17 protein-coding genes are annotated in these 20,570 nt (G+C 66.9%); 11 read left to right on the forward strand and 6 right to left on the reverse strand.

What is annotated here, in order from left to right:
* Position 1: 1 nt before the first annotated feature.
* The 6 genes from VSO01S_RS04800 to ugpB all read right to left on the reverse strand — a co-directional run bounded on the left by VSO01S_RS04800 (position 2) and on the right by ugpB (position 7,653).
* On the reverse strand, positions 2 to 2,443 hold the full coding sequence (locus VSO01S_RS04800) for a DUF3772 domain-containing protein (protein WP_068640657.1): 2,442 nt from the start codon (positions 2,441 to 2,443) through the stop codon (positions 2 to 4).
* Between the two features lie 42 nt (positions 2,444 to 2,485).
* Positions 2,486 to 3,229: a glycerophosphodiester phosphodiesterase gene (ugpQ, locus tag VSO01S_RS04805; RefSeq protein ID WP_068640658.1), complete on the reverse strand. Its 744-nt coding sequence runs from the start codon at positions 3,227 to 3,229 to the stop codon at positions 2,486 to 2,488.
* Positions 3,226 to 4,239, reverse strand: a complete 1,014-nt coding sequence (gene ugpC, locus VSO01S_RS04810) for a sn-glycerol-3-phosphate ABC transporter ATP-binding protein UgpC (RefSeq protein ID WP_068640659.1) — start codon at positions 4,237 to 4,239, stop codon at positions 3,226 to 3,228. The genes ugpQ and ugpC overlap by 4 nt, the downstream gene beginning before the upstream one ends.
* A 163-nt stretch (positions 4,240 to 4,402) precedes the next feature.
* Complete coding sequence (ugpE, locus tag VSO01S_RS04815; RefSeq protein ID WP_068640660.1) at positions 4,403 to 5,251, reverse strand: sn-glycerol-3-phosphate ABC transporter permease UgpE; 849 nt, start codon at positions 5,249 to 5,251, stop codon at positions 4,403 to 4,405.
* A 42-nt stretch (positions 5,252 to 5,293) separates the two neighbouring features.
* A complete protein-coding gene (ugpA, locus tag VSO01S_RS04820) occupies positions 5,294 to 6,175 on the reverse strand; it encodes a sn-glycerol-3-phosphate ABC transporter permease UgpA (RefSeq protein WP_068640661.1) in 882 nt (293 codons plus the stop codon).
* 167 nt (positions 6,176 to 6,342) lie between these two features.
* Positions 6,343 to 7,653 (reverse strand): sn-glycerol-3-phosphate ABC transporter substrate-binding protein UgpB, encoded by a 1,311-nt coding sequence (ugpB, locus tag VSO01S_RS04825; protein WP_068640662.1) that lies wholly within the window; start codon positions 7,651 to 7,653, stop codon positions 6,343 to 6,345.
* Between the two features lie 154 nt (positions 7,654 to 7,807).
* Here ugpB and serA point away from each other — a divergent pair, with 154 nt between their 5' ends.
* The 11 genes from serA to VSO01S_RS04880 all read left to right on the forward strand — a co-directional run bounded on the left by serA (position 7,808) and on the right by VSO01S_RS04880 (position 20,515).
* On the forward strand, positions 7,808 to 9,043 hold the full coding sequence (gene serA / locus VSO01S_RS04830; RefSeq protein ID WP_068640663.1) for a phosphoglycerate dehydrogenase: 1,236 nt from the start codon (positions 7,808 to 7,810) through the stop codon (positions 9,041 to 9,043).
* 87 nt (positions 9,044 to 9,130) lie between these two features.
* A complete protein-coding gene (locus VSO01S_RS04835; protein WP_068640664.1) occupies positions 9,131 to 13,012 on the forward strand; it encodes a DUF3683 domain-containing protein in 3,882 nt (1,293 codons plus the stop codon).
* Positions 13,013 to 13,037: 25 nt separating this feature from the next.
* Positions 13,038 to 13,490 carry an HIT family protein gene (locus tag VSO01S_RS04840; protein ID WP_245684112.1) on the forward strand — a complete coding sequence of 151 codons (453 nt, stop codon included), beginning with the start codon at positions 13,038 to 13,040 and terminating at the stop codon, positions 13,488 to 13,490.
* A 2-nt stretch (positions 13,491 to 13,492) separates the two neighbouring features.
* Positions 13,493 to 13,909 (forward strand): gamma-butyrobetaine hydroxylase family protein, encoded by a 417-nt coding sequence (locus VSO01S_RS04845; protein WP_068640665.1) that lies wholly within the window; start codon positions 13,493 to 13,495, stop codon positions 13,907 to 13,909.
* Positions 13,910 to 14,004: 95 nt separating this feature from the next.
* Positions 14,005 to 14,736 carry a bifunctional demethylmenaquinone methyltransferase/2-methoxy-6-polyprenyl-1,4-benzoquinol methylase UbiE gene (gene ubiE / locus VSO01S_RS04850; protein ID WP_068640666.1) on the forward strand — a complete coding sequence of 244 codons (732 nt, stop codon included), beginning with the start codon at positions 14,005 to 14,007 and terminating at the stop codon, positions 14,734 to 14,736.
* A gap of 26 nt (positions 14,737 to 14,762) precedes the next feature.
* Complete coding sequence (locus VSO01S_RS04855; protein ID WP_068640667.1) at positions 14,763 to 15,770, forward strand: Tim44 domain-containing protein; 1,008 nt, start codon at positions 14,763 to 14,765, stop codon at positions 15,768 to 15,770.
* Positions 15,771 to 15,833: 63 nt separating this feature from the next.
* Positions 15,834 to 16,394, forward strand: a complete 561-nt coding sequence (locus VSO01S_RS04860; protein ID WP_068640668.1) for an SCP2 sterol-binding domain-containing protein — start codon at positions 15,834 to 15,836, stop codon at positions 16,392 to 16,394.
* A complete protein-coding gene (gene ubiB, locus VSO01S_RS04865) occupies positions 16,391 to 17,959 on the forward strand; it encodes a ubiquinone biosynthesis regulatory protein kinase UbiB (protein ID WP_068640669.1) in 1,569 nt (522 codons plus the stop codon). The genes VSO01S_RS04860 and ubiB overlap by 4 nt, the downstream gene beginning before the upstream one ends.
* 50 nt (positions 17,960 to 18,009) lie before the next feature.
* Positions 18,010 to 19,452 (forward strand): high affinity choline transporter 1, encoded by a 1,443-nt coding sequence (locus VSO01S_RS04870; RefSeq protein ID WP_068640670.1) that lies wholly within the window; start codon positions 18,010 to 18,012, stop codon positions 19,450 to 19,452.
* 110 nt (positions 19,453 to 19,562) lie between these two features.
* Positions 19,563 to 19,880: an FmdB family zinc ribbon protein gene (locus VSO01S_RS04875; RefSeq protein ID WP_068640671.1), complete on the forward strand. Its 318-nt coding sequence runs from the start codon at positions 19,563 to 19,565 to the stop codon at positions 19,878 to 19,880.
* A 17-nt stretch (positions 19,881 to 19,897) separates the two neighbouring features.
* Entirely contained in the window at positions 19,898 to 20,515 is a 618-nt protein-coding gene (locus VSO01S_RS04880) for a DUF502 domain-containing protein (protein ID WP_068640708.1), read from the forward strand.
* Positions 20,516 to 20,570: the final 55 nt, after the last annotated feature.

The following is a 20,570-nucleotide window of genomic DNA, read 5'->3' on the forward strand; positions in this document are numbered from 1 at the left end:
CTCAGGCGCCGCTGAGCGGCGAGGACGGCGCCGGCGGCGCTGCAGGGGAGGCCGGGGCCAGCGACGCGCCCAGCGTGCCCGGCACCGGCGCCGACAGGTACACCGCCATCGGTACCTGGGCCTGGCGCAGCCCGTCCAGGATGGTGAAGAGCAGGTCGCTGCGAACGCCCGAGGCCATGCGCGGATTGGGCACGAAGGCGATGGCCTGGAACACCAGCAGGCCGTTCTCGATGCCGTCGAGCGTCACGCTCGGCTCGGGGGTGGGCAGCACGGCGTCGTGTTCCCGGCAGGCCTTGAGCATCACCTCGCGCACCTGCTGCGCATCGGTGGTCAGTGGCATGGGCAGCCGGATCAGCACGCGGCCCTCGGCGTTCGCCAACGTCATGTTGCGCACGGTCTTGGTGATGAACTCCGAGTTCGGCACGATCAGCGTGGAACGGTCGCCCAGCTGGATCTCGGTGGCGCGCACGTTGATGCGGCGCACGTCGCCCTCCGATGTGCCCAGCACCACCCAGTCGCCCACCTTCACCGGCCGCTCGGCCAGCAGGATCAGGCCCGAGATGAAGTTCTGCACGATGGCCTGCAAACCGAAGCCGATGCCCACCGACAGCGCGCTGGCCACCCACGCGATGCGGTTCACCCCGATGCCCAGGGCCGACAGCGCCAGCGCGACCACCACCACCGCGCCCACGTAGCCCAGCAGAGTGCTGATGGAGCTGCGCATGCCCGATTCGAGCTGTGTGTTGGGCAGGTAGCTGTTTTCGAGCCAGCGCTTGAACAGGCGCAGCACGATGAAGCCGATGATGAGCACCGCGACGGCGCCCAGGATGGCGCTGGAGTCGAGCTCGAACTCGCCCACCTTCAGGCGCGTGCTCACGCGGCCGCTGCGCTGCGCCAGTTCGCCCGGCGTGCTGCCCAGCGGCGCAATGAAGGCGACCACCATGTAGAACGCAATGACGATGCGGCTGAGCGCCGACATCAGCACCGCAGCCTGGTCCAGCGTTTGCGCGCGCAGGCCCATGCTCTTTTGCAGTTTCTGGCCCGACGTGCTGCGCGAGGACAGCAGCGACATCCACAGGTCGTCCGCGAACTTGAGCAGCAGGTAGCCCAGGACCGCGACGATGCCCGCCCACAGGATCTGGCCCGCCAGGACCCGGGCGAAGGCGAGGTAGCCGACCGCCACCAGCAGCAGGAGCGCCAGCAGCACCATGCCCACCAGCCCGCGCAGCAGGCTGACCCAGGCCGGCCGCTCGACCGCTGCGGTATCGGCTGCCTCGGACTCGGCGCCGAGTGCACCGATGCGAGACTGGCGCACCAGGAACACCGTCAGCATGCAGGTCGCCAGGAAGGCGGCCACCGGCATGAGGTTGGTGAGCATGCTGTTGAGCGGATCGTCGATGACCTGGTTGATCGAGAGCGGGGCGCCGCTGACCAGTGCGCACAGCGCCACCAGCCAGGGCAGCGGCCACAGCCGACGGGCCACTCCGTCGGTGATGGGCGGCAGCCGCCAGGACGGCCGCCGGTTGGACAGCATGGCGCGCCCCAGGCCCACCACGAAGGCCAGGAACATGAGCCACTGCACCAGCATGCCGGCCAGGCGCGTGGTGCGGGTGCCCCAGTCGCCCAGCCGCTCGACCGTCCCCCAGACGGCGGTGCCTGCCAGCCCGGCAATCAGGACGTACGCGAGCACGGTCAAAAGCGCGAGCAGCGAGCGCCGCAGCCGCCCGATGGGGAAGCTGCGCGCGGCCAGCCAGGCCAGGCACGCTTCCATGACCCGGATCGCCAGTGCCAGGGCGCCGATTCCCAGGAGCAGGCCCAGGGCGATGGCGAACCAGCCCGTCTCGCCCAGCGCGCTTTCGATGCCTCGGCCGAACTCCTTGGACAGGCCCGCCAGGTCTTCCTTGTCGCCCTGCCATTCGTCGGACATCCGCTCCCAGAAGCTGGACGTCAGCGGCGAGAGGGAGCGCTCGAACAGCTTGGCCTCGAACACCGCGCGGCGCTGGGCCAGCATCTCGGTGCGGTGCTGCTGCGCATTCACGATCAACAGGCGTGCCAGCCGGATGTCGGCGTCGATGGCGTTGCGCTGCTTGGTCAGGGCGGCGCGCTGGCGGGTGATGTCCGGTGTTTCGGTGCTGGCGGCGCCCTGCGCCGGCGCCGGGCCGAGTTCGCCCAGCCGCGCATTGAGGTCGTTGAGCTGGGTGGTGCGGCTGGCCACGAAGCGCTCCGACTCGGCGGTGATCTCGTCGGTGAGCGTGTTCAGGCGCTGCACGTCCTCGTCGGTGTCCGCCGTCTCCGGAATCTGCTCCACCTTGAGGCGCAGCGACTCCAGGGTGATTTCGGGCGGTGCCGGAGTGGCCGAAGCGGGGCCCTGTTGCGCCAGTGCGCCGCTGCAGGCCAGCAGCAGGGCGACGAGCAGGAGGGCGCAGCGGGTGATCCAGGTCATCGGCGCATCATAAGAAAAGGCCGGACCGGGGCGGCCGGCGCGTCAGTCCGGCGGGAAGAGGTCGACGCGGTCGGTCACGATGCCGTCCGTGTCCAGTTGCCACAGCCATTGGGCCACGCTCTCGTCGTTGACGGTGTAGCTCAGGGCGCGCATGCCGGCGCCGTGCACCTGGGCAACGGCATCGGCATCCCACAGGCTGTAGTGGCAGACCACAGCGGCGCATTGCAGTGCCTGCGCCTCCTGCAGCCACCCTTCGCGCAGCTTGTCGAGCAGCAGCCCGCGCGGCAGCTGCGGCGCCACTTCCAGCGCGGCCTTGAGCGATTCCGGCTGGAAGGAGGTGAGAAAGGGCGGAACCGGGGTGCCTGCCCACAAGGCAGCGGCCTCGCGCGCCACCACCTCCCCGGTCCGGCGCTCGGTGCCGGGGGTGGGCTTGATCTCGATGTCCATCAGATGGCCGCTGGCCAGGCACCAGCGCGCCAGGTTGGCCAGCGTGGGCAGCGGCTCGCCGGCGTACTCGCGCGAATGCCAGCTGCCGGCGTCGAGCTGCGACAGCTGCGACCAGGGCAGTTCGCCGCCGGTGCCGCTGCCGCTGGTGGTGCGGTCCAGCAGCGCATCGTGCATGAGGAAGACGACGCCGTCGGCGCTCAGCTTGGCGTCGCACTCGAACATGCGGTAGCCGTGGCGCGCGCCCAGGCGGAACGCGGCCAGGGTGTTCTCGGGGGCCAGCTTGCCGGCGCCGCGGTGGGCGATCCAGCGGGGGTAGGGCCAGGCGGGGAGCGTGCTCATGCGTTGGTCAGCCGCTTGCCGGAGCCGGCGTCGAACCAATGCAGCTTTTCGGGCCGCGCGGCAATGCGCACCGAGGCGCCGATGGCGGGCGCGGGCACGCCTTCTTCCACGCGCATGACCAGCTGCTCGTCGCCGATGCGGGCGTAGATGAGGCGCTCGGCGCCCAGCATCTCGACCTGCTCGACCTTGACCAGCCAGCCGTCGTCGCCGAACACCAGGTGCTCGGGCCGGATGCCCAGGATGGCGCCCTGCTTCACGCCCGGGGCATGGTGCAGCAGGTTCATCGGCGGCGAGCCCATGAAGCTGGCCACGAAGGTGGTGGCGGGGCGGTTGTAGACCTCTTCGGGCGTGCCGAACTGGTCCATCACGCCGGCGTTCATCACCATGATGCGCTGCGCCAGCGTCATCGCCTCCACCTGGTCGTGCGTGACGAACAGCGAGGTGATGCCCAGTTCGCGGTGCAGCTTCTGGATTTCCAGGCGCGTCTGCGCGCGCAGCTTGGCGTCGAGGTTGGACAGCGGCTCGTCGAACAAAAAGACCTGCGGCTGGCGCACGATGGCGCGGCCCATGGCCACGCGCTGGCGCTGCCCGCCCGACAGCTCGCGCGGCTTGCGCTCGAGCAGGTGGCCCAGCTCCAGGATCTTGGCGGCCTTGTCGACGCGGGTCTTGATCTCGTCCTTGCCGACGCCTGCGATGCGCAGGCCGTAGGCCATGTTGTCGAACACGCGCATGTGCGGATACAGCGCGTAGTTCTGGAACACCATGGCGATGTCGCGTTGCGCGGGCTCGACGTTGTTGACGACCTTGTTGCCAATGGCGATGTCGCCCGCGCTGATTTCCTCCAGACCGGCCACCATGCGCAGCAGGGTGGACTTGCCGCAGCCCGAGGGCCCGACGATCACGATGAACTCGCCCGCCTCGACCTCGGCCGAGACGCCGTGGATCACCTGGTTGGCCTTGGGGCCCTTGCCGTAGCGCTTGATGACGTTGCGAAATGAAATTGCAGACATCTTGTTTTTTCAGCTTAAGTAGCGGCCGCTTTGCGTTCTTCTGTGGCGGCGGATGAAAGATAGGAGCCGGAAACGCCGCGGAAGCGGCTTTGCCGGGCCGCAGGTGTTGCTCCCTTGAGGGGGGATGCGAGCCACACGAAGTGGGCGAGAGTCGGGGGTGGGCTCATTTCTCCGTATCCACCAGGCCCTTGACGAACCAGCGCTGCATGAGAACGACCACGATGGCTGGCGGGATGAGTGCCAGCACGGCGGTGGCCATCACCAGGTTCCAGTCCACCGCGGCATCGCCCGAGGCGATCATCCGCTTGATGCCGATCACCACCGGGTACATGTCCTCGGTGGTGGTGGCCAAGAGCGGCCACAGGTACTGGTTCCAGCCGTAGATGAACTGGATGACGAACAGCGCCGCAATCGAGGTCTGCGACAGCGGCACCAGGATGTCCTTGAAGAAGCGCATCGGCCCGGCGCCGTCGATTCGCGCGGCTTCCACGAGCTCGTCGGGCACCGAGAGGAAGAACTGCCGGAACAGGAAGGTGGCGGTGGCCGATGCGATGAGCGGAACCGTCAGGCCCGCATAGGTGTTGAGCATGTTCAGGTCGGCAAGCACCTTGTAGGTGGGCAGGATGCGCACCTCCACCGGCAGCATCAGCGTCACGAAGATCAGCCAGAACACCAGCTTCTTGAACGGGAAGCGGAAGTAGACGATGGCAAAGGCCGACAGCAGCGAGATGGCGATCTTGCCCACCGCGATCACCATCGCCGTGACAAAGCTGATCCACATCATGCGGCCCACCACCACGCGGGCGCCTTGGGTGTCGGCGCCCAGCAGGGCGGCGCTGTAGTTCTCGAGCATGTGCTTGCCCGGCACGATGGGCATGGGCACGTTCAGGATCTCGTCGCGCGTGTGGGTGGAGGCGACAAAGGCCAGGTAGATGGGAAACACCACCAGCGCAATGCCCAGCAGGAGCACCACGTGCGACAGGATGGTGAGCCCGGGGCGGCGTTCAACCATGTCGGCGACTCCGGATGAATTGATGAGGTTGCGGGCGGGCCATCAGTACTGAACCTTCTTTTCGACGTAGCGGAACTGGATCACCGTGAGCGCGATGACGATCACCATCAGCACCACCGACTGCGCGGCCGAGCCGCCCAGGTCCAGCGCCTTGAAGCCGTCGTGCCACACCTTGTAGACCAGGATGGAGGTGTCGCGCCCCGGGCCGCCCTCGGTCGTGGCGTGCACGATGGCGAAGGTGTCGAAGAAGGCATACACCACGTTCATCACCAGGAGGAAGAAGGTGGTGGGCGACAGCAGCGGAAACTGGATGTCGAAGAAGCGCCGCAGCGGCCCGGCGCCGTCGATGGAGGCGGCTTCGATCAGCGCCTTCGGAATGGACTGCAGCCCCGCCAGGAAGAACAGGAAGTTGTAGGAAATCTGCTTCCACACCGAGGCCGCCACGATCAGGGTGAGCGCCTGGTTGGAGTTGAGGAAGTGGTTCCAGTCCACGCCCAGGAAGCGCAGGTAATAAGTGACCAGCCCGATGCTGGGCGAGAACATGAAGACCCACAGCACGCCCGCGATGGCGGGCGCCACCGCGTAGGGAATGATCAGGAAGGTCTTGTAGACCAGCGCGCCGCGCAGGATGCGGTCGGCAAAGATGGCCAGCAGCATCGCCAGCGCAATGCCGATGCCGGCCACCAGGATCGAGAAGATCGCGGTGACCTTGAACGACTCGATGTACGCCGGGTCGTCGAAGAGCGTCTTGAAGTTTTCCAGCCCGACGAAGGTGGTGGACGTGCCGAAGGCGTCTTCGGCCTGCATGGACTGCAGGATGGCCTGGCTGGCCGGCCAGAAGAAGAACACCAGGATCACCGCCATCTGCGGCGCGATCAGCAGCCACGGCAGCCAGCCTGACCGAAAAAGAACGCGTTTCTCCATATCCCCTCGGACCTTCTCTCTCAAAAAACGAAACGCCCGCCCCGGCGTTATTCAGGGCGGGCGTGCGAGTCTACTGCGACGACACCATCACCGGCGGGCTCCCTCCTCGCTCGGCGGGGAGGGTTGGGGAGGGGTGCAAACAGTGTGGCGTCAGCCAACAAGGGCTTTCAGCCCTTGTTGGCTTTCTGGAAGCGCTCCAGCTGCTCGTCGCCGCGCTTCACCGCGGCCTCGAGTGCCTCCTTGGGGCTCTTCTTGCCGCTCCAGATCTGCTCGGTTTCCTCGTCGATGATGGTGCGGATCTGCACGAAGTTGCCCAGGCGCACGCCGCGCGACTTGTCGGTGGTCTTGCGGATCATCTGCGTCACCGCCACGTCGGTGCCCGGGTTCTCCTTGTAGAAGCCCGAGGCATCGGTCAGCTTGTAGGCCGCCGTGGTGATGGGCAGGTAGCCCGTGCGCTTGTGGCTGTCGGACTGCACCTTGGTGTCGGACAGGAAGGTGAAGAAGCTGGCCACGCCCTTGTAGTGGTCGGCCGGCTTGCCCGACATGACCCACAGGCTGGCGCCGCCGATCACGGTGTTCTGCGGCGCGCCCTTCACGTCGGGGTAGTAGGGCAGGGTGGAGATGCCGTACTTGAACTTGGCGTCCTTGGCCACGCGGGCGTACAGGCCCGACGAGCCCGTCATCATGGCGCACTCGCCCGAGGGGAAGGCGGCGTCGGCCGTGTTGTTGCGGCCCTTGTAGACGAAGGTGCCGTCCTTGGCCATCTTGGCCAGGTTCTCGAAGTGCTTCACATGCAGCGGCGAGTTGAAGGCCAGGCGCGCCGAGGTGCCGCCAAAGCCGTTGTTCTGCGTCGCGTACAGGGTGTTGTGCCAGGCCGAGAAGCTTTCGAGCTGGGTCCAGCTCATCCAGCTGGTGGTGAAGGGGCACTTGTGGCCGCTGGCCTTGAGCTTGTCGGCCGCCGCCATGACCTCGGGCCAGGTGGTGGGCGCCTTCTCGGGGTCCAGGCCGGCCGCCTTGAAGGCGTCCTTGTTGTAATAGAAGATGGTGGTCGAGCTGTTGAACGGGAAGCTCAGCATCTGGCCGTTGGGCGCCGTGTAGTAGCCGGCCACGGCGGGCACGTACACGCTGGGGTCGAACTTGGCGCCGCCCGAGTTCATCACTTCGCCCACCGGCTTGATCGCGCCCTTGGAGGCCATCATGGTGGCGGTGCCCACTTCGAACACCTGCAGGATGTCGGGCGCATTGCCGGCACGGAAGGCGGCAATGGCGGCGGTCATCGATTCGTCGTACTGGCCCTTGTAGGTGGGCACGACCTTGTAGTCCTTTTGGCTGGCGTTGAACTGTTTGGCCAAGTCATTGACCCACTCGCCCAGCGGCCCGCTCATCGAATGCCACCACTGGATTTCGGTTTGAGCGTGGACTGGGGCGATCAGTGCGGCGGCCAGCGCGGCACCCATCGCTGCGGTCTTGATTTGCATAAGGGAACACTCCTGCTTGGGAAATACGGAACCGTGTAGGGTATTTGACAGTTGTTACACAGCGGAGTCAGCGTTTGTCACACGTTTTGAGTCGCGACTCCACCGTAAAAACCCTTCCGGTTTCCTTCCGGTTCTCACTTGCAAGAAGGCTTTCATGACCACCGCCCGCACCTCGCTTCCCAAGGACAAGATCCATTTCCTGCTGCTCGAAGGCATTCATCCCTCGGCCGTGAAGCTGCTGCACGAGCAGGGCTACAGCCGGGTCGAGCAGGTGGCCGGCGCGCTCAGCGAGGACGAACTCAAGGCGCGCCTGGCGGACGTGCACTTCCTGGGCATCCGTTCGCGCACGCAGCTCACGCGCGCCGTGTTCGAGGCCGCGCCCAAGCTGGTGGCGGCGGGTGCCTTCTGCATCGGCACCAACCAGATCGACCTGGACGCCGCGCGCGAGCATGGCGTGGCGGTGTTCAACGCGCCGTATTCCAACACCCGCTCAGTAGCGGAACTGGTGCTGGCCGAGGCCATCCTGCTGCTGCGCGGCGTGCCGGAAAAAAGCGCGGTGGCACACCGGGGCGGCTGGCTCAAGTCGGCGGAGAACGCCTTCGAGATCCGGGGCAAGACGCTGGGCATCGTGGGCTACGGCTCCATCGGCGCGCAGCTGTCGGTGCTGGCCGAGGCGCTGGGCATGCAGGTGGCCTTCTACGACGTGGTGACCAAGCTGCCGCTGGGCAATGCCCGCCAGGTGCGCGACCTGCACGAGCTGCTGGCGCAAAGCGACATCGTCAGCCTGCACGTGCCAGAGACGCCGGCCACACAATGGATGATCGGCGAGCGCGAGATCGCGGCCATGAAGCCGGGGTCCATCCTCATCAACGCCTCGCGCGGCACGGTGGTCGAAATCGAGCCGCTGGCCAAGGCGCTGAAGGACAGGAGGCTGCTGGGCGCCGCCATCGACGTCTTCCCGGTCGAGCCCAAGAGCAACAAGGACGAGTTCCAGTCGCCGCTGCGCGGGCTGGACAACGTGATCCTCACCCCGCACATCGGCGGCTCCACCATGGAGGCGCAGGCCAACATCGGCCTCGAAGTGGCCGAGAAGCTGGTGAAGTACAGCGACAACGGCACCACCACCTCGTCGGTCAACTTTCCTGAAGTGGCGCTGCCGGCCCACCCCGGCAAGCACCGGCTGCTGCACATCCACCGCAACGTGCCGGGCGTGCTGTCGGAGATCAACCGCGTGTTTGCCGAAAACGGCATCAACATTTCGGCCCAGTACCTGCAGACCAACGACAAGATCGGCTACGTGGTGACGGACATCGATGCGGCCTATTCGGACCTGGCGCTTGAAAAGCTGGCCAAGGTGCCCGGCACCATCCGCAGCCGGGTGCTCTTCTAGCCACGCCGGGCGGGCCTTTGGCCCCTGCCTTAAAATGACCGGCCCCGGCTCATGGGGCGCGCAGCGCCCAGCCGAGGCCCCATCCCGATGAATGCTCCGACCGCGCTGACCGCGTTGTTGTCGCAGGCTGCCGAGCCGGTGCGACTGCGCGAGATCCCGTACAACTACACCAGTTTCTCCGACCGAGAAATCGTTATCCGCCTGCTGGGCGAACGCGGTTGGTCACTGCTCCAGGTGCTGCGCGACGAGCGCCGCACGGGCCGCTCGGCCCGCATGCTCTACGAGGTGCTGGGCGACATCTGGGTGGTCCAGCGCAATCCCTACCTGGTGGACGACCTGCTGGACAACCCGCGCCGGCGCAGCCAGCTGGTGGAGGCCCTGCACCACCGCATGGCCGAGGTGCAGAAGCGCCGCACGCCCGACGCCGACCCCCAGCGCGACGCCCTGGTGGGCGAGCTCACCGGCCTGGTGTCGCAGGCCATCGACGCCTTCGACGCCAAGTTCCGCGACGTGGCGCAGCTGCGCCGCAAGGCCACCCGGGCCCTGCGCCGGGTCACGGCCAAGGACAACATCAAGTTCGACGGCCTGTCGCGCGTCTCGCACGTCACCGACGCCACCGACTGGCGGGTCGAATACCCCTTCGTGGTGCTCACGCCCGACTCCGAGGCCGAGATGGCCGAGCTGGTCAAGACCTGCATCGAACTGGGCCTGACCATCATCCCGCGCGGGGGCGGCACGGGCTACACCGGCGGCGCCATTCCGCTGACCTGGAACAGCGCGGTCATCAACACCGAGAAGCTCGAGGCCATGACCGAGGTCGAGCTGGTCTCGCTGCCCGGCCTCGACGCACCGGTGCCCACCATCCATACCGAGGCGGGCGTGGTCACCCAGCGTGTGGCCGATGCGGCCGAGCGGGCCGGCTTCGTCTTCGCGGTGGACCCCACTTCCGCCGAGGCCTCCTGCGTGGGCGGCAATGTCGCCATGAACGCGGGCGGCAAGAAGGCCGTGCTGTGGGGCACGGCGCTGGACAACCTGGCCTCGTGGCGCATGGTCACGCCCCAGGCCGAGTGGCTGGAAGTCACCCGCGTGGGCCACAACCTGGGCAAGATCCACGACGCCGAGGTGGCGGCGTTCGACCTGACCTACTACGCGGCCGACGGCAAGACCCTGCTGCGTACCGAGCGGCTCGAGATTCCGGGCAGGAGCTTCCGCAAGGAAGGCCTGGGCAAGGACGTGACCGACAAGTTCCTCTCGGGCCTGCCGGGCATCCAGAAGGAGGGCTGCGACGGCCTGATCACCAGCTGCCGCTGGGTGGTGCACCGCATGCCCGAGCACACCCGCACGGTGTGCCTGGAGTTCTTCGGCAACGCCAAGGACGCGGTGCCCAGCATCGTCGAGATCAAGGACTTCATGTTCGCCGAGCAGCGCCGTACGGGCGTGATGCTGGCCGGCCTGGAGCACCTGGACGACCGCTACCTGAAGGCGGTGGGCTACGCCACCAAGTCCAAGAAGCACGGCGGCGGCTTGCCCAAGATGGTGCTGGTGGGCGACATCGCCGGCGACGATGCCGACGCCGTGGCGCGGGCCACGTCGGAGGTGGTGCGCATCGCCAATTCGCGCAGCGGCGAGGGCTTCATCGCCATCAGCCCCGAGGCGCGCAAGAAGTTCTGGCTGGACCGCAAGCGCACCGCGGCCATCAGCCGCCACACCAACGCCTTCAAGATCAACGAGGACGTGGTGATCCCGCTGCCGCGCATGGCCGAGTATTCGGACGGCATCGAGCGCATCAACATCGAGCTGAGCCTCGCGAACAAGCTCGCGCTGTGCGACGCGCTGGAGGTTTTCCTCACCCGCGGCAACCTGCCGCTGGGCAAGACCGACGACGCCAACGACATTCCCTCGGCCGAACTGCTGGAAGACCGCGTGGCCCAGGCTGTGGCGCTGGTGCAGGAGGTGCGCGAACGCTGGGCCGGCTGGCTGCGCGACGTGGATGCGCTGTTCCCGCACCTGCAGGACCATTCCCTGCGCGCGAGCTGGAAGACCCAGATTCGCGCCCCGCTGCAGCAGATCTTCTCCGGCGCCGCTTTCGCGCCGATCCTGGCGGAGTGCAATGCGATCCACCAGCGGGTGCTCAAGGGCCGCGTGTGGGTGGCGCTGCACATGCATGCCGGCGACGGCAATGTGCACACCAACATCCCGGTCAACAGCGACAACTACGAGATGCTGCAAACCGCGCATGCCGCGGTGGCCCGCATCATGGTGCTGGCGCGCAGCCTGGGCGGCGTCATTTCCGGCGAGCACGGCATCGGCATCACCAAGCTGGAGTTCCTCACGGACGAGGAACTGGCCCCCTTCACCGACTACAAGCGCCGCGTCGACCCCGAGGGCCGCTTCAACAAGGGCAAGCTGCTGCGCGTGCAAGGGCAGGGCGCACCGGTGCTGCATGCCGACCTGACCAACGCCTACACGCCCAGCTTCGGCCTGATGGGGCACGAGTCGCTCATCATGCAGCAAAGCGACATCGGCGCCATTGCCGATTCGGTCAAGGACTGCCTGCGCTGCGGCAAGTGCAAGCCGGTGTGCGCCACCCACGTGCCGCGCGCCAACCTGCTGTACTCGCCGCGCAACAAGATCCTGGCGACCTCGCTGCTGGTCGAGGCCTTCCTGTACGAAGAGCAGACCCGCCGCGGCATCAGCATCAAGCACTGGGAAGAATTTGAAGACGTGGCCGACCACTGCACGGTGTGCCACAAGTGCTTCACGCCCTGCCCGGTGAAGATCGACTTCGGCGACGTGTCGATGAACATGCGCAACCTGCTGCGCAAGATGGGGCAGAAGAGCTTCCGGCCCGGCAATGCGGCGGCCATGTTCTTCCTCAATGCCACCAACCCGACCACCATCAAGGCGGTGCGCACGGGCATGGTCGAGGTGGGCTTCAAGGCCCAGCGTTTCGCCAACGACCTGCTGCGCGTGGCCACCAGGAAGCAGACCGCCCACCCGCCGGCCACGCTGGGCCCGGCGCCGGTGAAGGAGCAGGTCATCCACTTCGTCAACAAGAAGATGCCGGGCGGCCTGCCCAAGAAGACGGCGCGCGCGCTGCTGGACATCGAGGACGCGAACTACGTCCCGATCATTCGCGACCCGAAGGCCACCACGTCGGAAACCGAGGCGGTGTTCTACTTCCCGGGTTGCGGCTCGGAGCGCCTGTTCTCGCAGGTGGGCCTGGCCACGCAAGCCATGCTCTGGCATGCCGGCGTGCAGACCGTGCTGCCGCCGGGCTACCTGTGCTGCGGCTATCCGCAGCGCGGCAGCGGCCAGTACGACAAGGCCGAGCAGATGATCACCGACAACCGGGTGCTGTTCCACCGCGTGGCCAACACGCTCAACTACCTGGACATCAAGACGGTGGTGGTGAGCTGCGGCACCTGCTACGACCAGCTGCAGGGCTACCAGTTCGACAAGATCTTCCCGGGCTGCCGCATCGTGGACATCCACGAATACCTGCTCGAAAAGGGCATCACCCTGGGCGATGCCGCGGGCGGCGGCTACCTGTACCACGACCCCTGCCACAGCCCCATGAAGCAGCAGGACCCGATGAAGACGGTCAAGGCGCTGGTGGGCGACAACGTGCTCAAGAGCGACCGCTGCTGCGGCGAGTCGGGCACGCTGGGCGTGAGCCGGCCGGACATCTCCACCCAGATCCGCTTCCGCAAGGAAGAAGAGCTGAAGAAGGGCGAAGCCGCGCTGCGCCAGGGCGGCCTGGTCGGCCAGAAGGACAACGTGAAGATCCTCACCAGCTGCCCGAGCTGCCTGCAGGGCCTTTCCCGCTATGGCAACGACCTGAACAACGGCCTGCTGGAAGCCGACTACATCGTGGTCGAGATGGCCCGCCAGATCCTGGGCGAGGAATGGATGCCGCAATATGTGGAGGCCGCCAACCAGGGCGGCATCGAGCGGGTGCTGGTATGAGCACAGCACCGATGAGCCGGAGGGCATGATGGGAGCATTGGCGTCGAGCGGCATCGTCAGCTGCCCCCTGTGCGAGGGCAGCGGCGGACGGCTGGTGTACGAGACCCCCAGGTTCCGGGTGATCCACGCCTCGGAAGCGGGCTTCCCGGCCTTCTATCGCCTGATCTGGCGCGAGCATGTGCGCGAGTTTTCCGATCTGTCCAAGGAGGACCGCCTGCTGTGCATGGAGGCGGTGACGGTCATCGAGCAGTCCATGCGCGAGCTGCTCTCGCCCACCAAGATGAACCTGGCAACCCTGGGCAACGTGGTGCCGCACCTGCACTGGCACCTGATCGCCCGTTTCGACTGGGACAGCCATTTCCCAAGCCCCGTCTGGTCGGCTGCGCAGCGCGAACGCGCCGTGCAGCGCGAGGCCGAGGTGGCGGCCAGGCTGCCGGCGCTCGAATCGCGCATCATCGAGAGACTCAGGAGTTCCTAGACATGGCAGGTCTGCAGTCCGGGGCGCCGACGCCCCAATCGATCACCTTGCACGGCCAGTCGCGCGTGCTCGAGGTGGGTTTTTCCGATGGCGCCGTCTTTCGCATCCCCTTCGAGCTGATGCGCATCTATTCGCCCTCGGCCGAGGTGCAGGGCCACGGTCCGGGCCAGGAGGTGCTGCAGACCGGCAAGCGCGAGGTGCAGATCGTCGACCTGCAGCCGGTGGGCAACTATGCGGTGCAGCCCACCTTCAGCGACGGCCACGACTCGGGCATCTATTCGTGGGACCTGCTGTACGAGCTGGGTGCCAACGAGAAGTCGCTGTGGGCCGAATACGCGTCGCGCCTGGCCGCTGCCGGTGTGGATCGCGATGCGCCCATGCCCGAAAAGGGCGGCGGCCACGCCTGCGGCAGCCACTGAAGCCATCGCCTCCGGGCACGGAAATACCACAAATGCCCGCCGACCGTGCGGGGTCGTCGGCTTGGAAATAGGGCTTCCGTCCTAACATGCGTGCCATGAGCAGCACGCATTTCGGATTCGAGCAGGTTGAAGAGCAGGACAAGGCGCGCCGCGTGCGCGGCGTCTTCGATTCCGTGGCCTCGCGCTACGACCTGATGAACGACCTGATGTCCGGCGGACTGCACCGCGCCTGGAAGGCCTACACCGTCATGGTCGCCAACCTGCGCGAAGGCTCGCGCGTGCTCGACATTGCCGGCGGCACGGGCGACCTGTCGCAGGCGTTCGCGCGCAAGGTCGGCGAATCGGGCCAGGTGGTGCACACCGACATCAACGAGGCCATGCTGCGCACCGGCCGCGACCGCCTGCTCGACGCCGGTGTGGCGCTGCCCACGCTGGTGTGCGACGCCGAGAAGCTGCCCTTTCCCGACAACTATTTCGACGTGGTGAGCGTCGCCTTCGGCCTGCGCAACATGACGCACAAGGACGCGGCGCTCAAGGAGATGAACCGCGTGCTCAAGCCGGGCGGCAAGCTGCTCGTGCTGGAGTTCTCCAAGGTGGCCAAGCCCTTGGCCAAGGTCTACGACTGGTATTCGTTCCAGGTGCTGCCGCGCCTGGGCAAGCTGGTGGCCGGTGACGACGCGAGTTACCGCTATCTGGCTGAGTCCATCCGCATGCATCCCGCCCAAGAAGAACTTAAAACCCTGATGAAGGAGGGCGGTTTCGGGCATGTGGACTATCACAACATGACCGGGGGCGTGGTTGCCCTGCATGTTGGAATCAAGTGTTGAAAGAAAAGCGCCCTAGAGGAGACGCCATGAAGAAATTGATGCCTGTTCTGTTTGCCTGTGCCATCGCCCTTGCGAGCATCCAAGCGGATGCCGCGCGCATCGGCGGCGGCAAGTCGGTAGGCCGCCAGTCCAGCAACGTGACGCAGCGCGAGGCGGCTCCCAGCGCCCCGACCAACACGGCAGCGCCCACGCAGTCGGCCAATCCGTCGGCTGCTACCGCCAAGCCTGGCACTGCCGCACCCGCGGCAGCGCCCAAGCGTCCGTGGGGCGCCATGCTCGGCGGCCTGGCGGCCGGCCTGGGCCTGGCGTGGCTGGCCAATTCGCTGGGCCTGGGCCCGGCCTTTGCCAACTTCCTGCTGATCATGCTGGTGGCCATGGCCGCGCTCATTGCGTGGCGGATGTTCAGCGCCCGCAAGTCGCCGCCGGCCCGCCAGGGCGGCTACGCCTTCCAGGGCGCGGGCGGCCCGGCCACGGCCACGGCACCCGCGCAGTACAGCCCGAACAACGTCGGCAACGATGCCTCGGCACGCCCCTGGGAGCGCCAGGGCGCGGCCTTCGACGCCGGTGCGTCGGCCCAGCACGGCTCGGCCGCGCTGGCCGGCGGCAGCATGATCGGCTCGGCCCTGTCGGGTGCGCAGTCGTGGGGCATCCCGGCCGGCTTCGACACCGACGGCTTCCTGGCCGCTGCCAAGCGCAACTTCGTGACGCTGCAGGACGCCTGGGACAAGAGCGACATCACCATGCTGCGTTCCATGATGACCGACGGCATGGTCGGCGAGATCCGCGCGCAACTGGCCGAGCGCGAGGCGCACACGGGTGGCCAGCCCAACAAGACGGAAGTGGTCATGCTCGACGCCAAGCTGCTGGGCATCGAGGAGCTGCCCGACGTCTACATGGCCAGCGTCGAGTTCTCCGGCATGATCCGCGAAGACATGTCGGCCGGCCCGAGCCCCTTCCGCGAGGTCTGGAACATGACCAAGCCGTTGAACGGCAGCAGCGGCTGGCTGGTGGCGGGCGTGCAAGCGCTGCAGTAAAAAGTCAGCCTGGGGCGGCCGCCGCAAAGCGGGGCGCCTGCGTGACGCGACGATAATGGGGACATGGCCACACCATCGTCCCCATTTGCTTTTCTCGCCGAGCTGTTCGACAAGGCGTCGAGCCGACTGCAGCCCCCCGCGTGGGCCATCCACGAGATCCAGCATCGGACGGTGCTCTTCCTCAACCATGTGCTGCAGCAGGAGCCCGAGGCGCAGGCGCGCCTGAAGCGCCAGCAGGGCCAGGTGGTGGAGGCGCGCTGGCGCGGCATCTTCATTCGCCTGGTGGCCACGCCCGCCGGCCTGCTCGACCTGGCGCCCGAGGGCGCCACGCCCGACCTGACGTTGAGCATCACGCAGGAAAACCCGCTGGAGCTGGCGCAGGCGGCCATGCTGGGTGACAAGCCCATGGTGCGCATCGTCGGCGACGTGCAACTGGCCGCCGAGGTCAACTGGCTGGTCGACCATGTCCGCTGGGACGTGGAGGACGACCTGGCGCGCGTCATCGGCGACGTGCCCGCGCATGCCATCGGCAATGCCGCGCGCAGGATGGTGGCGGGCTTGCGCCAGTTCGTCGACAAGGCGGCTCGCAAAGGCCCTGCTGCCACGAAGTCCGACGCCGAATGAGCCGGCTCGTTCGCGGCGCGTTCATCGTGCTGGTCGCGTTGCGCTACGGCCTGGACGAGCTCGTTCTCACCAGTTTCCAGAAGCCCTGGCTGCACGCGCTGGCGCGCATCGTTTCGTTCGGGCGCAAGCTCGACGCGCCGCGCGGCCAGCGCCTGCGCGAGGCGCTCGAGCGCCTGGGCCCCATCTTCGTGAAGTTCGGCCAGGTGCTGTCGACCCGGCGAGACCTGCTGCCGGCCGACATCGCCGACGAACTCGCCTGGCTGCAGGACCGGGTGCCGCCTTTCGACTCCAAGGTGGCCATCGCCACCATCGAGCGCGCCTTCCACCGGCCGGTGGGGGAAATCTTCGAGGAGTTCGACGAGGTGCCCATTGCCAGCGCCTCCATTGCGCAGGTGCACTTCGGCGTGCTGCGCAAGCCCGATGGCGGCAGGCGCGAAGTCGCGGTGAAGGTGCTTCGCCCCGGCATGCGCGGCGTGATCGAGAAGGACCTGGCGCTGATGGCCATGATGGCCGGCTGGGTCGAGAGGCTCTCGCCCGACGGCAAGCGCCTGAAGCCGCGCGAGGTGGTGGCCGAGTTCGACAAGTACCTGCACGACGAACTCGACCTGGTGCGCGAGGCCGCCAATGCCGCCCAGCTTCGGCGCAACATGAGCAAGCTCGACCTGGTGCTCATTCCGGAGATGTTCTGGGACTTCTGCCATCCGGAAGTCATCGTGATGCAGCGCATGAACGGCGTGCCCATCGCCCAGCTCGACCGCCTGCGCACGGCCGGCGTCGACATCCCGAAGCTGGCGCGCGACGGCGTGACCATCTTCTTCACGCAGGTGTTCCGCGACGGGTTTTTTCATGCCGACATGCACCCGGGCAACATCCAGGTGAGCCTGGAGCCGGCCACTTTCGGGCGCTACATCTCGCTGGACTTCGGGATCATCGGCACCCTCACCGAGGTCGACAAGGAATACCTGGCGCAGAACTTCGCCGCCTTCTTCCGGCGCGACTACAAGCGCGTGGCCGAGCTGCACCTGGAAAGCGGCTGGGTGCCGCCGGGCACCCGGGTGGACGAACTCGAGGCGGCCATCCGTACCGTGTGCGAGCCGTACTTCGACCGGCCTCTCAAGGAAATTTCGCTGGGCATGGTGCTCATGCGCCTCTTCCAGACCTCGCGGCGCTTCCACGTCGAGATCCAGCCGCAGCTGGTGCTGCTGCAAAAGACCCTGCTCAACATCGAAGGCCTGGGCCGCCAGCTCGACCCCGAGCTGGACCTCTGGGCCACCGCCAAGCCCTTTCTCGAGAAGTGGATGCTCGACCAGCTCGGCCCCAAGAAGCTGCTTCAGCAGCTGCGCGCCGAGTCGCCGCGCCTGGCCAAGCTGCTGCCGCAACTGCCGCGCCTGCTGCACGACTACCTGGAGCGCCCGCCCACCGACCACCGCCGGGAACTCCTGGAACTGCTGGCGGCACAGAAGCGCACGAACAAGCTGCTGCAAGCCATCATCTACGGCGGCATCGGGTTCGTGCTGGGCCTGCTGGCCATGCAGCTGCTGGTGCGCGTGCGGCTGTTCTTCTGAGCCGCGGCGGGCATTCAAGAGATCGAAAAAGAGGATTTGAGGAGACTTTCGTGCTGCTGAGCCTGGTCATCGTCTATTTGCTGGTCACCATCGCCATCGGCCTGTGGGCCGCCAAGCGGGTGAAGAACACGGCCGACTTCGCCATCGCGGGGCGGCACCTGCCGCTGTACATGATCGTCACAACCACCTTCGCGACCTGGTTCGGCTCGGAGACGGTGCTGGGCATTCCGGCCAAGTTCATCGAAGGCGGCCTGGGCGCGGTGGTGGAAGACCCCTTCGGCGCCGGCACCTGCCTGATCCTGGTGGGCCTGTTCTTCGCCGGCAAGCTCTACCGCATGACGCTGCTGACCATCAGCGACTACTACCGCGAGCGCTACGGCCGCAGCGTGGAAGTGGCGTGCTCGCTGATCATCATGCTCAGCTACCTGGGCTGGGTCTCGGCGCAGGTGACGGCGCTGGGCCTGGTGTTCAACGTGCTGTCGGGCGGCTTCATCAGCGTGCCGGTGGGCATGGTGATCGGCGTGGTGTCCATCCTGGCCTACACCCTGTTCGGCGGCATGTGGTCGGTGGCCGTGACCGACTTCATCCAGATGATCATCCTGGTGCTGGGCCTGGCGGTGATCGCCATGTTCGCCGGCAACATGGCCGGCGGGGCGTCCAAGGTGATCGAGTTCGCCGCCAGCAAGGACCTGTTCCGCTTCTGGCCGGAGCCGAGCTTCAAGGACATGATCTTCTTCCTGGCGGCCGCACTGACCATGATGCTGGGCTCGATCCCTCAGCAGGACGTGTTCCAGCGCGTGATGTCGGCCAACAGCGTCAAGTCGTCCACCCGCGGGCCGGTGATCGGCGGCATCTGCTACATCCTCTTCGCCTTCGTGCCCATGTTCCTGGTGGCCAGCGCGCTGCTGATCATGCCCGAAGCCACGGCCACCCTGCTCAAGGAAGACCCCCAGCGCGTGCTGCCCACCCTGGTGCTGGAGAAGATGCCCTTCGTGATGCAGGTGCTGTTCTTCGGCGCGCTGCTCTCGGCCATCAAGTCGACCGCCTCGGCCACGCTGCTGGCGCCCAGCGTGACCTTCACCGAGAACATCTGGCGCCAGTTCCGTCCGGCGGGGTCGGACAAGTCCAACCTGATGACCATGCGCATCACCGTGCTGGTGTTCAGCGCCTGCGTGCTGGGCTATGCCATCCGCATGCAGGGCACCTCGATCTACGAGCTGGTGTCCGGCGCCTACCAGGTGCCGCTGGTGGGCGCCTTCGTACCCCTGGTGTTCGGCCTGTACTGGCAGCGCGCCACCACCCAGGGTGCGGTGGCGGCCATCGCCCTGGGCATCGGCGTCTGGCTGGCCGGCCTGGGCATGGCCTGGGGCGAGGCTTTCCCGGCCCAGCTGGCCGGGCTGCTGGCCTCGGTGGCCGGCATGCTGGCCGGGTCGCTGGCGCCGCAATGGCTGACCAATGTACGCACCCCGCACCGCCCGATTGCGGTGAGTTGAGCCGGCATGGCGCCCGCTCGGGCGCCATGGGCGCCGACCGGGGGAGGGCGCCCTTATAATTGAAGGCTTTGCTGGCGCCATCCTGCCAGTGCCTTTTCTCCCCGTTTCCCATGCCAATCTATGCCTACAAGTGCAGCGCCTGTGGCCATGCCAAGGACGTGCTGCAGAAGATGTCCGATGCACCGCTGACCGACTGCCCGGCATGCGGCGCCGCCGCATTCAGCAAGCAGGTGACCGCCGCCGGCTTCCAGCTGAAGGGTTCCGGCTGGTACGTCACCGATTTCCGGGGCGGCGACAGCGCCGGCAAGGCCGGCAGCGACAGCAAGGGCGCGTCGGCCTCGTCTTCTGACGCGCCGGCGGCGAGCGCCCCGGCGCCTGCCGCCGCGCCTGCGCCTGCGGCCAGTCCCGCTCCTGCAAGCACCAACTAAGAGGCATGCACGGCACCATGCTCGCGCTGCGCAAGTGGCTGTTTTCCGGCCTGCTGGTCATCGTTCCCCTGGCCATCACGCTGTGGGTGCTCGACTGGATCATCGGCACGCTGGACCAGACCCTCTGGCTCCTGCCCACCGATTGGCAGACATGGCTGACCCAGCATCGCGTGCGCGGCCTGGGCGTGCTGTTGACGCTGGCCATCCTGCTGGGCGTCGGGGCCATTGCCAGCAACTTCGTCGGCAAGCGCCTGCTGGGCTGGGGCGACGCAGTGGTGCGCCGCATTCCCGTGGTGCGCTCCATCTACTCCAGCGTCAAGCAGGTTTCCGATACCCTGTTCTCCGAAAGCGGCAACGCCTTTCGCACCGCGGTGCTCATCGAATGGCCGCGCCCGGGCGTCTGGACCATTGCCTTCGTCACCGGCACGCCGGGCGGCGATGTGCTCAACTACCTGCAGGACGACTACCTGGGCGTGTACGTGCCCACCACGCCGAACCCCACCGGCGGCTATTTCGTGATGCTGCGGCGCAGCGAATGCATCGAACTCAAGATGAGCGTCGACGAGGCGCTCAAGTACATCGTGTCGATGGGTGTGGTGGTGCCAGGCGGCCCCGCATCGATCGCCACCGCTTAAGAAACCGACAGAAATCAAGTTAGAGGAGTAGGCGCCTCAAGAGGGCGCCGGCAAC

The sequence above is a fragment of the Variovorax soli NBRC 106424 genome, from assembly GCF_001591385.1.
Classification (GTDB): domain Bacteria; phylum Pseudomonadota; class Gammaproteobacteria; order Burkholderiales; family Burkholderiaceae_C; genus Variovorax; species Variovorax soli.

Bases quoted from the DNA above. Each gene is read 5' to 3' on its own strand.
- VSO01S_RS04840 (WP_245684112.1), top strand. From the start codon at position 13,038: ATGATGGGAGCATTGGCGTCGAGCGGCATCGTCAGCTGCCCCCTGTGC.
- VSO01S_RS04855 (WP_068640667.1), top strand. From the start codon at position 14,763: ATGAAGAAATTGATGCCTGTTCTGTTTGCCTGTGCCATCGCCCTTGCG.
- ugpA (WP_068640661.1), bottom strand. From the start codon at position 6,175: ATGGAGAAACGCGTTCTTTTTCGGTCAGGCTGGCTGCCGTGGCTGCTG.
- VSO01S_RS04835 (WP_068640664.1), top strand. From the start codon at position 9,131: ATGAATGCTCCGACCGCGCTGACCGCGTTGTTGTCGCAGGCTGCCGAG.
- ugpQ (WP_068640658.1), bottom strand. From the start codon at position 3,229: ATGAGCACGCTCCCCGCCTGGCCCTACCCCCGCTGGATCGCCCACCGC.
- serA (WP_068640663.1), top strand. From the start codon at position 7,808: ATGACCACCGCCCGCACCTCGCTTCCCAAGGACAAGATCCATTTCCTG.
- ubiB (WP_068640669.1), top strand. From the start codon at position 16,391: ATGAGCCGGCTCGTTCGCGGCGCGTTCATCGTGCTGGTCGCGTTGCGC.
- VSO01S_RS04800 (WP_068640657.1), bottom strand. From the start codon at position 2,443: ATGACCTGGATCACCCGCTGCGCCCTCCTGCTCGTCGCCCTGCTGCTG.
- VSO01S_RS04845 (WP_068640665.1), top strand. From the start codon at position 13,493: ATGGCAGGTCTGCAGTCCGGGGCGCCGACGCCCCAATCGATCACCTTG.
- VSO01S_RS04880 (WP_068640708.1), top strand. From the start codon at position 19,898: ATGCTCGCGCTGCGCAAGTGGCTGTTTTCCGGCCTGCTGGTCATCGTT.
- VSO01S_RS04875 (WP_068640671.1), top strand. From the start codon at position 19,563: ATGCCAATCTATGCCTACAAGTGCAGCGCCTGTGGCCATGCCAAGGAC.
- ugpC (WP_068640659.1), bottom strand. From the start codon at position 4,239: ATGTCTGCAATTTCATTTCGCAACGTCATCAAGCGCTACGGCAAGGGC.
- ugpB (WP_068640662.1), bottom strand. From the start codon at position 7,653: ATGCAAATCAAGACCGCAGCGATGGGTGCCGCGCTGGCCGCCGCACTG.
- ugpE (WP_068640660.1), bottom strand. From the start codon at position 5,251: ATGGTTGAACGCCGCCCCGGGCTCACCATCCTGTCGCACGTGGTGCTC.
- ubiE (WP_068640666.1), top strand. From the start codon at position 14,005: ATGAGCAGCACGCATTTCGGATTCGAGCAGGTTGAAGAGCAGGACAAG.
- VSO01S_RS04860 (WP_068640668.1), top strand. From the start codon at position 15,834: ATGGCCACACCATCGTCCCCATTTGCTTTTCTCGCCGAGCTGTTCGAC.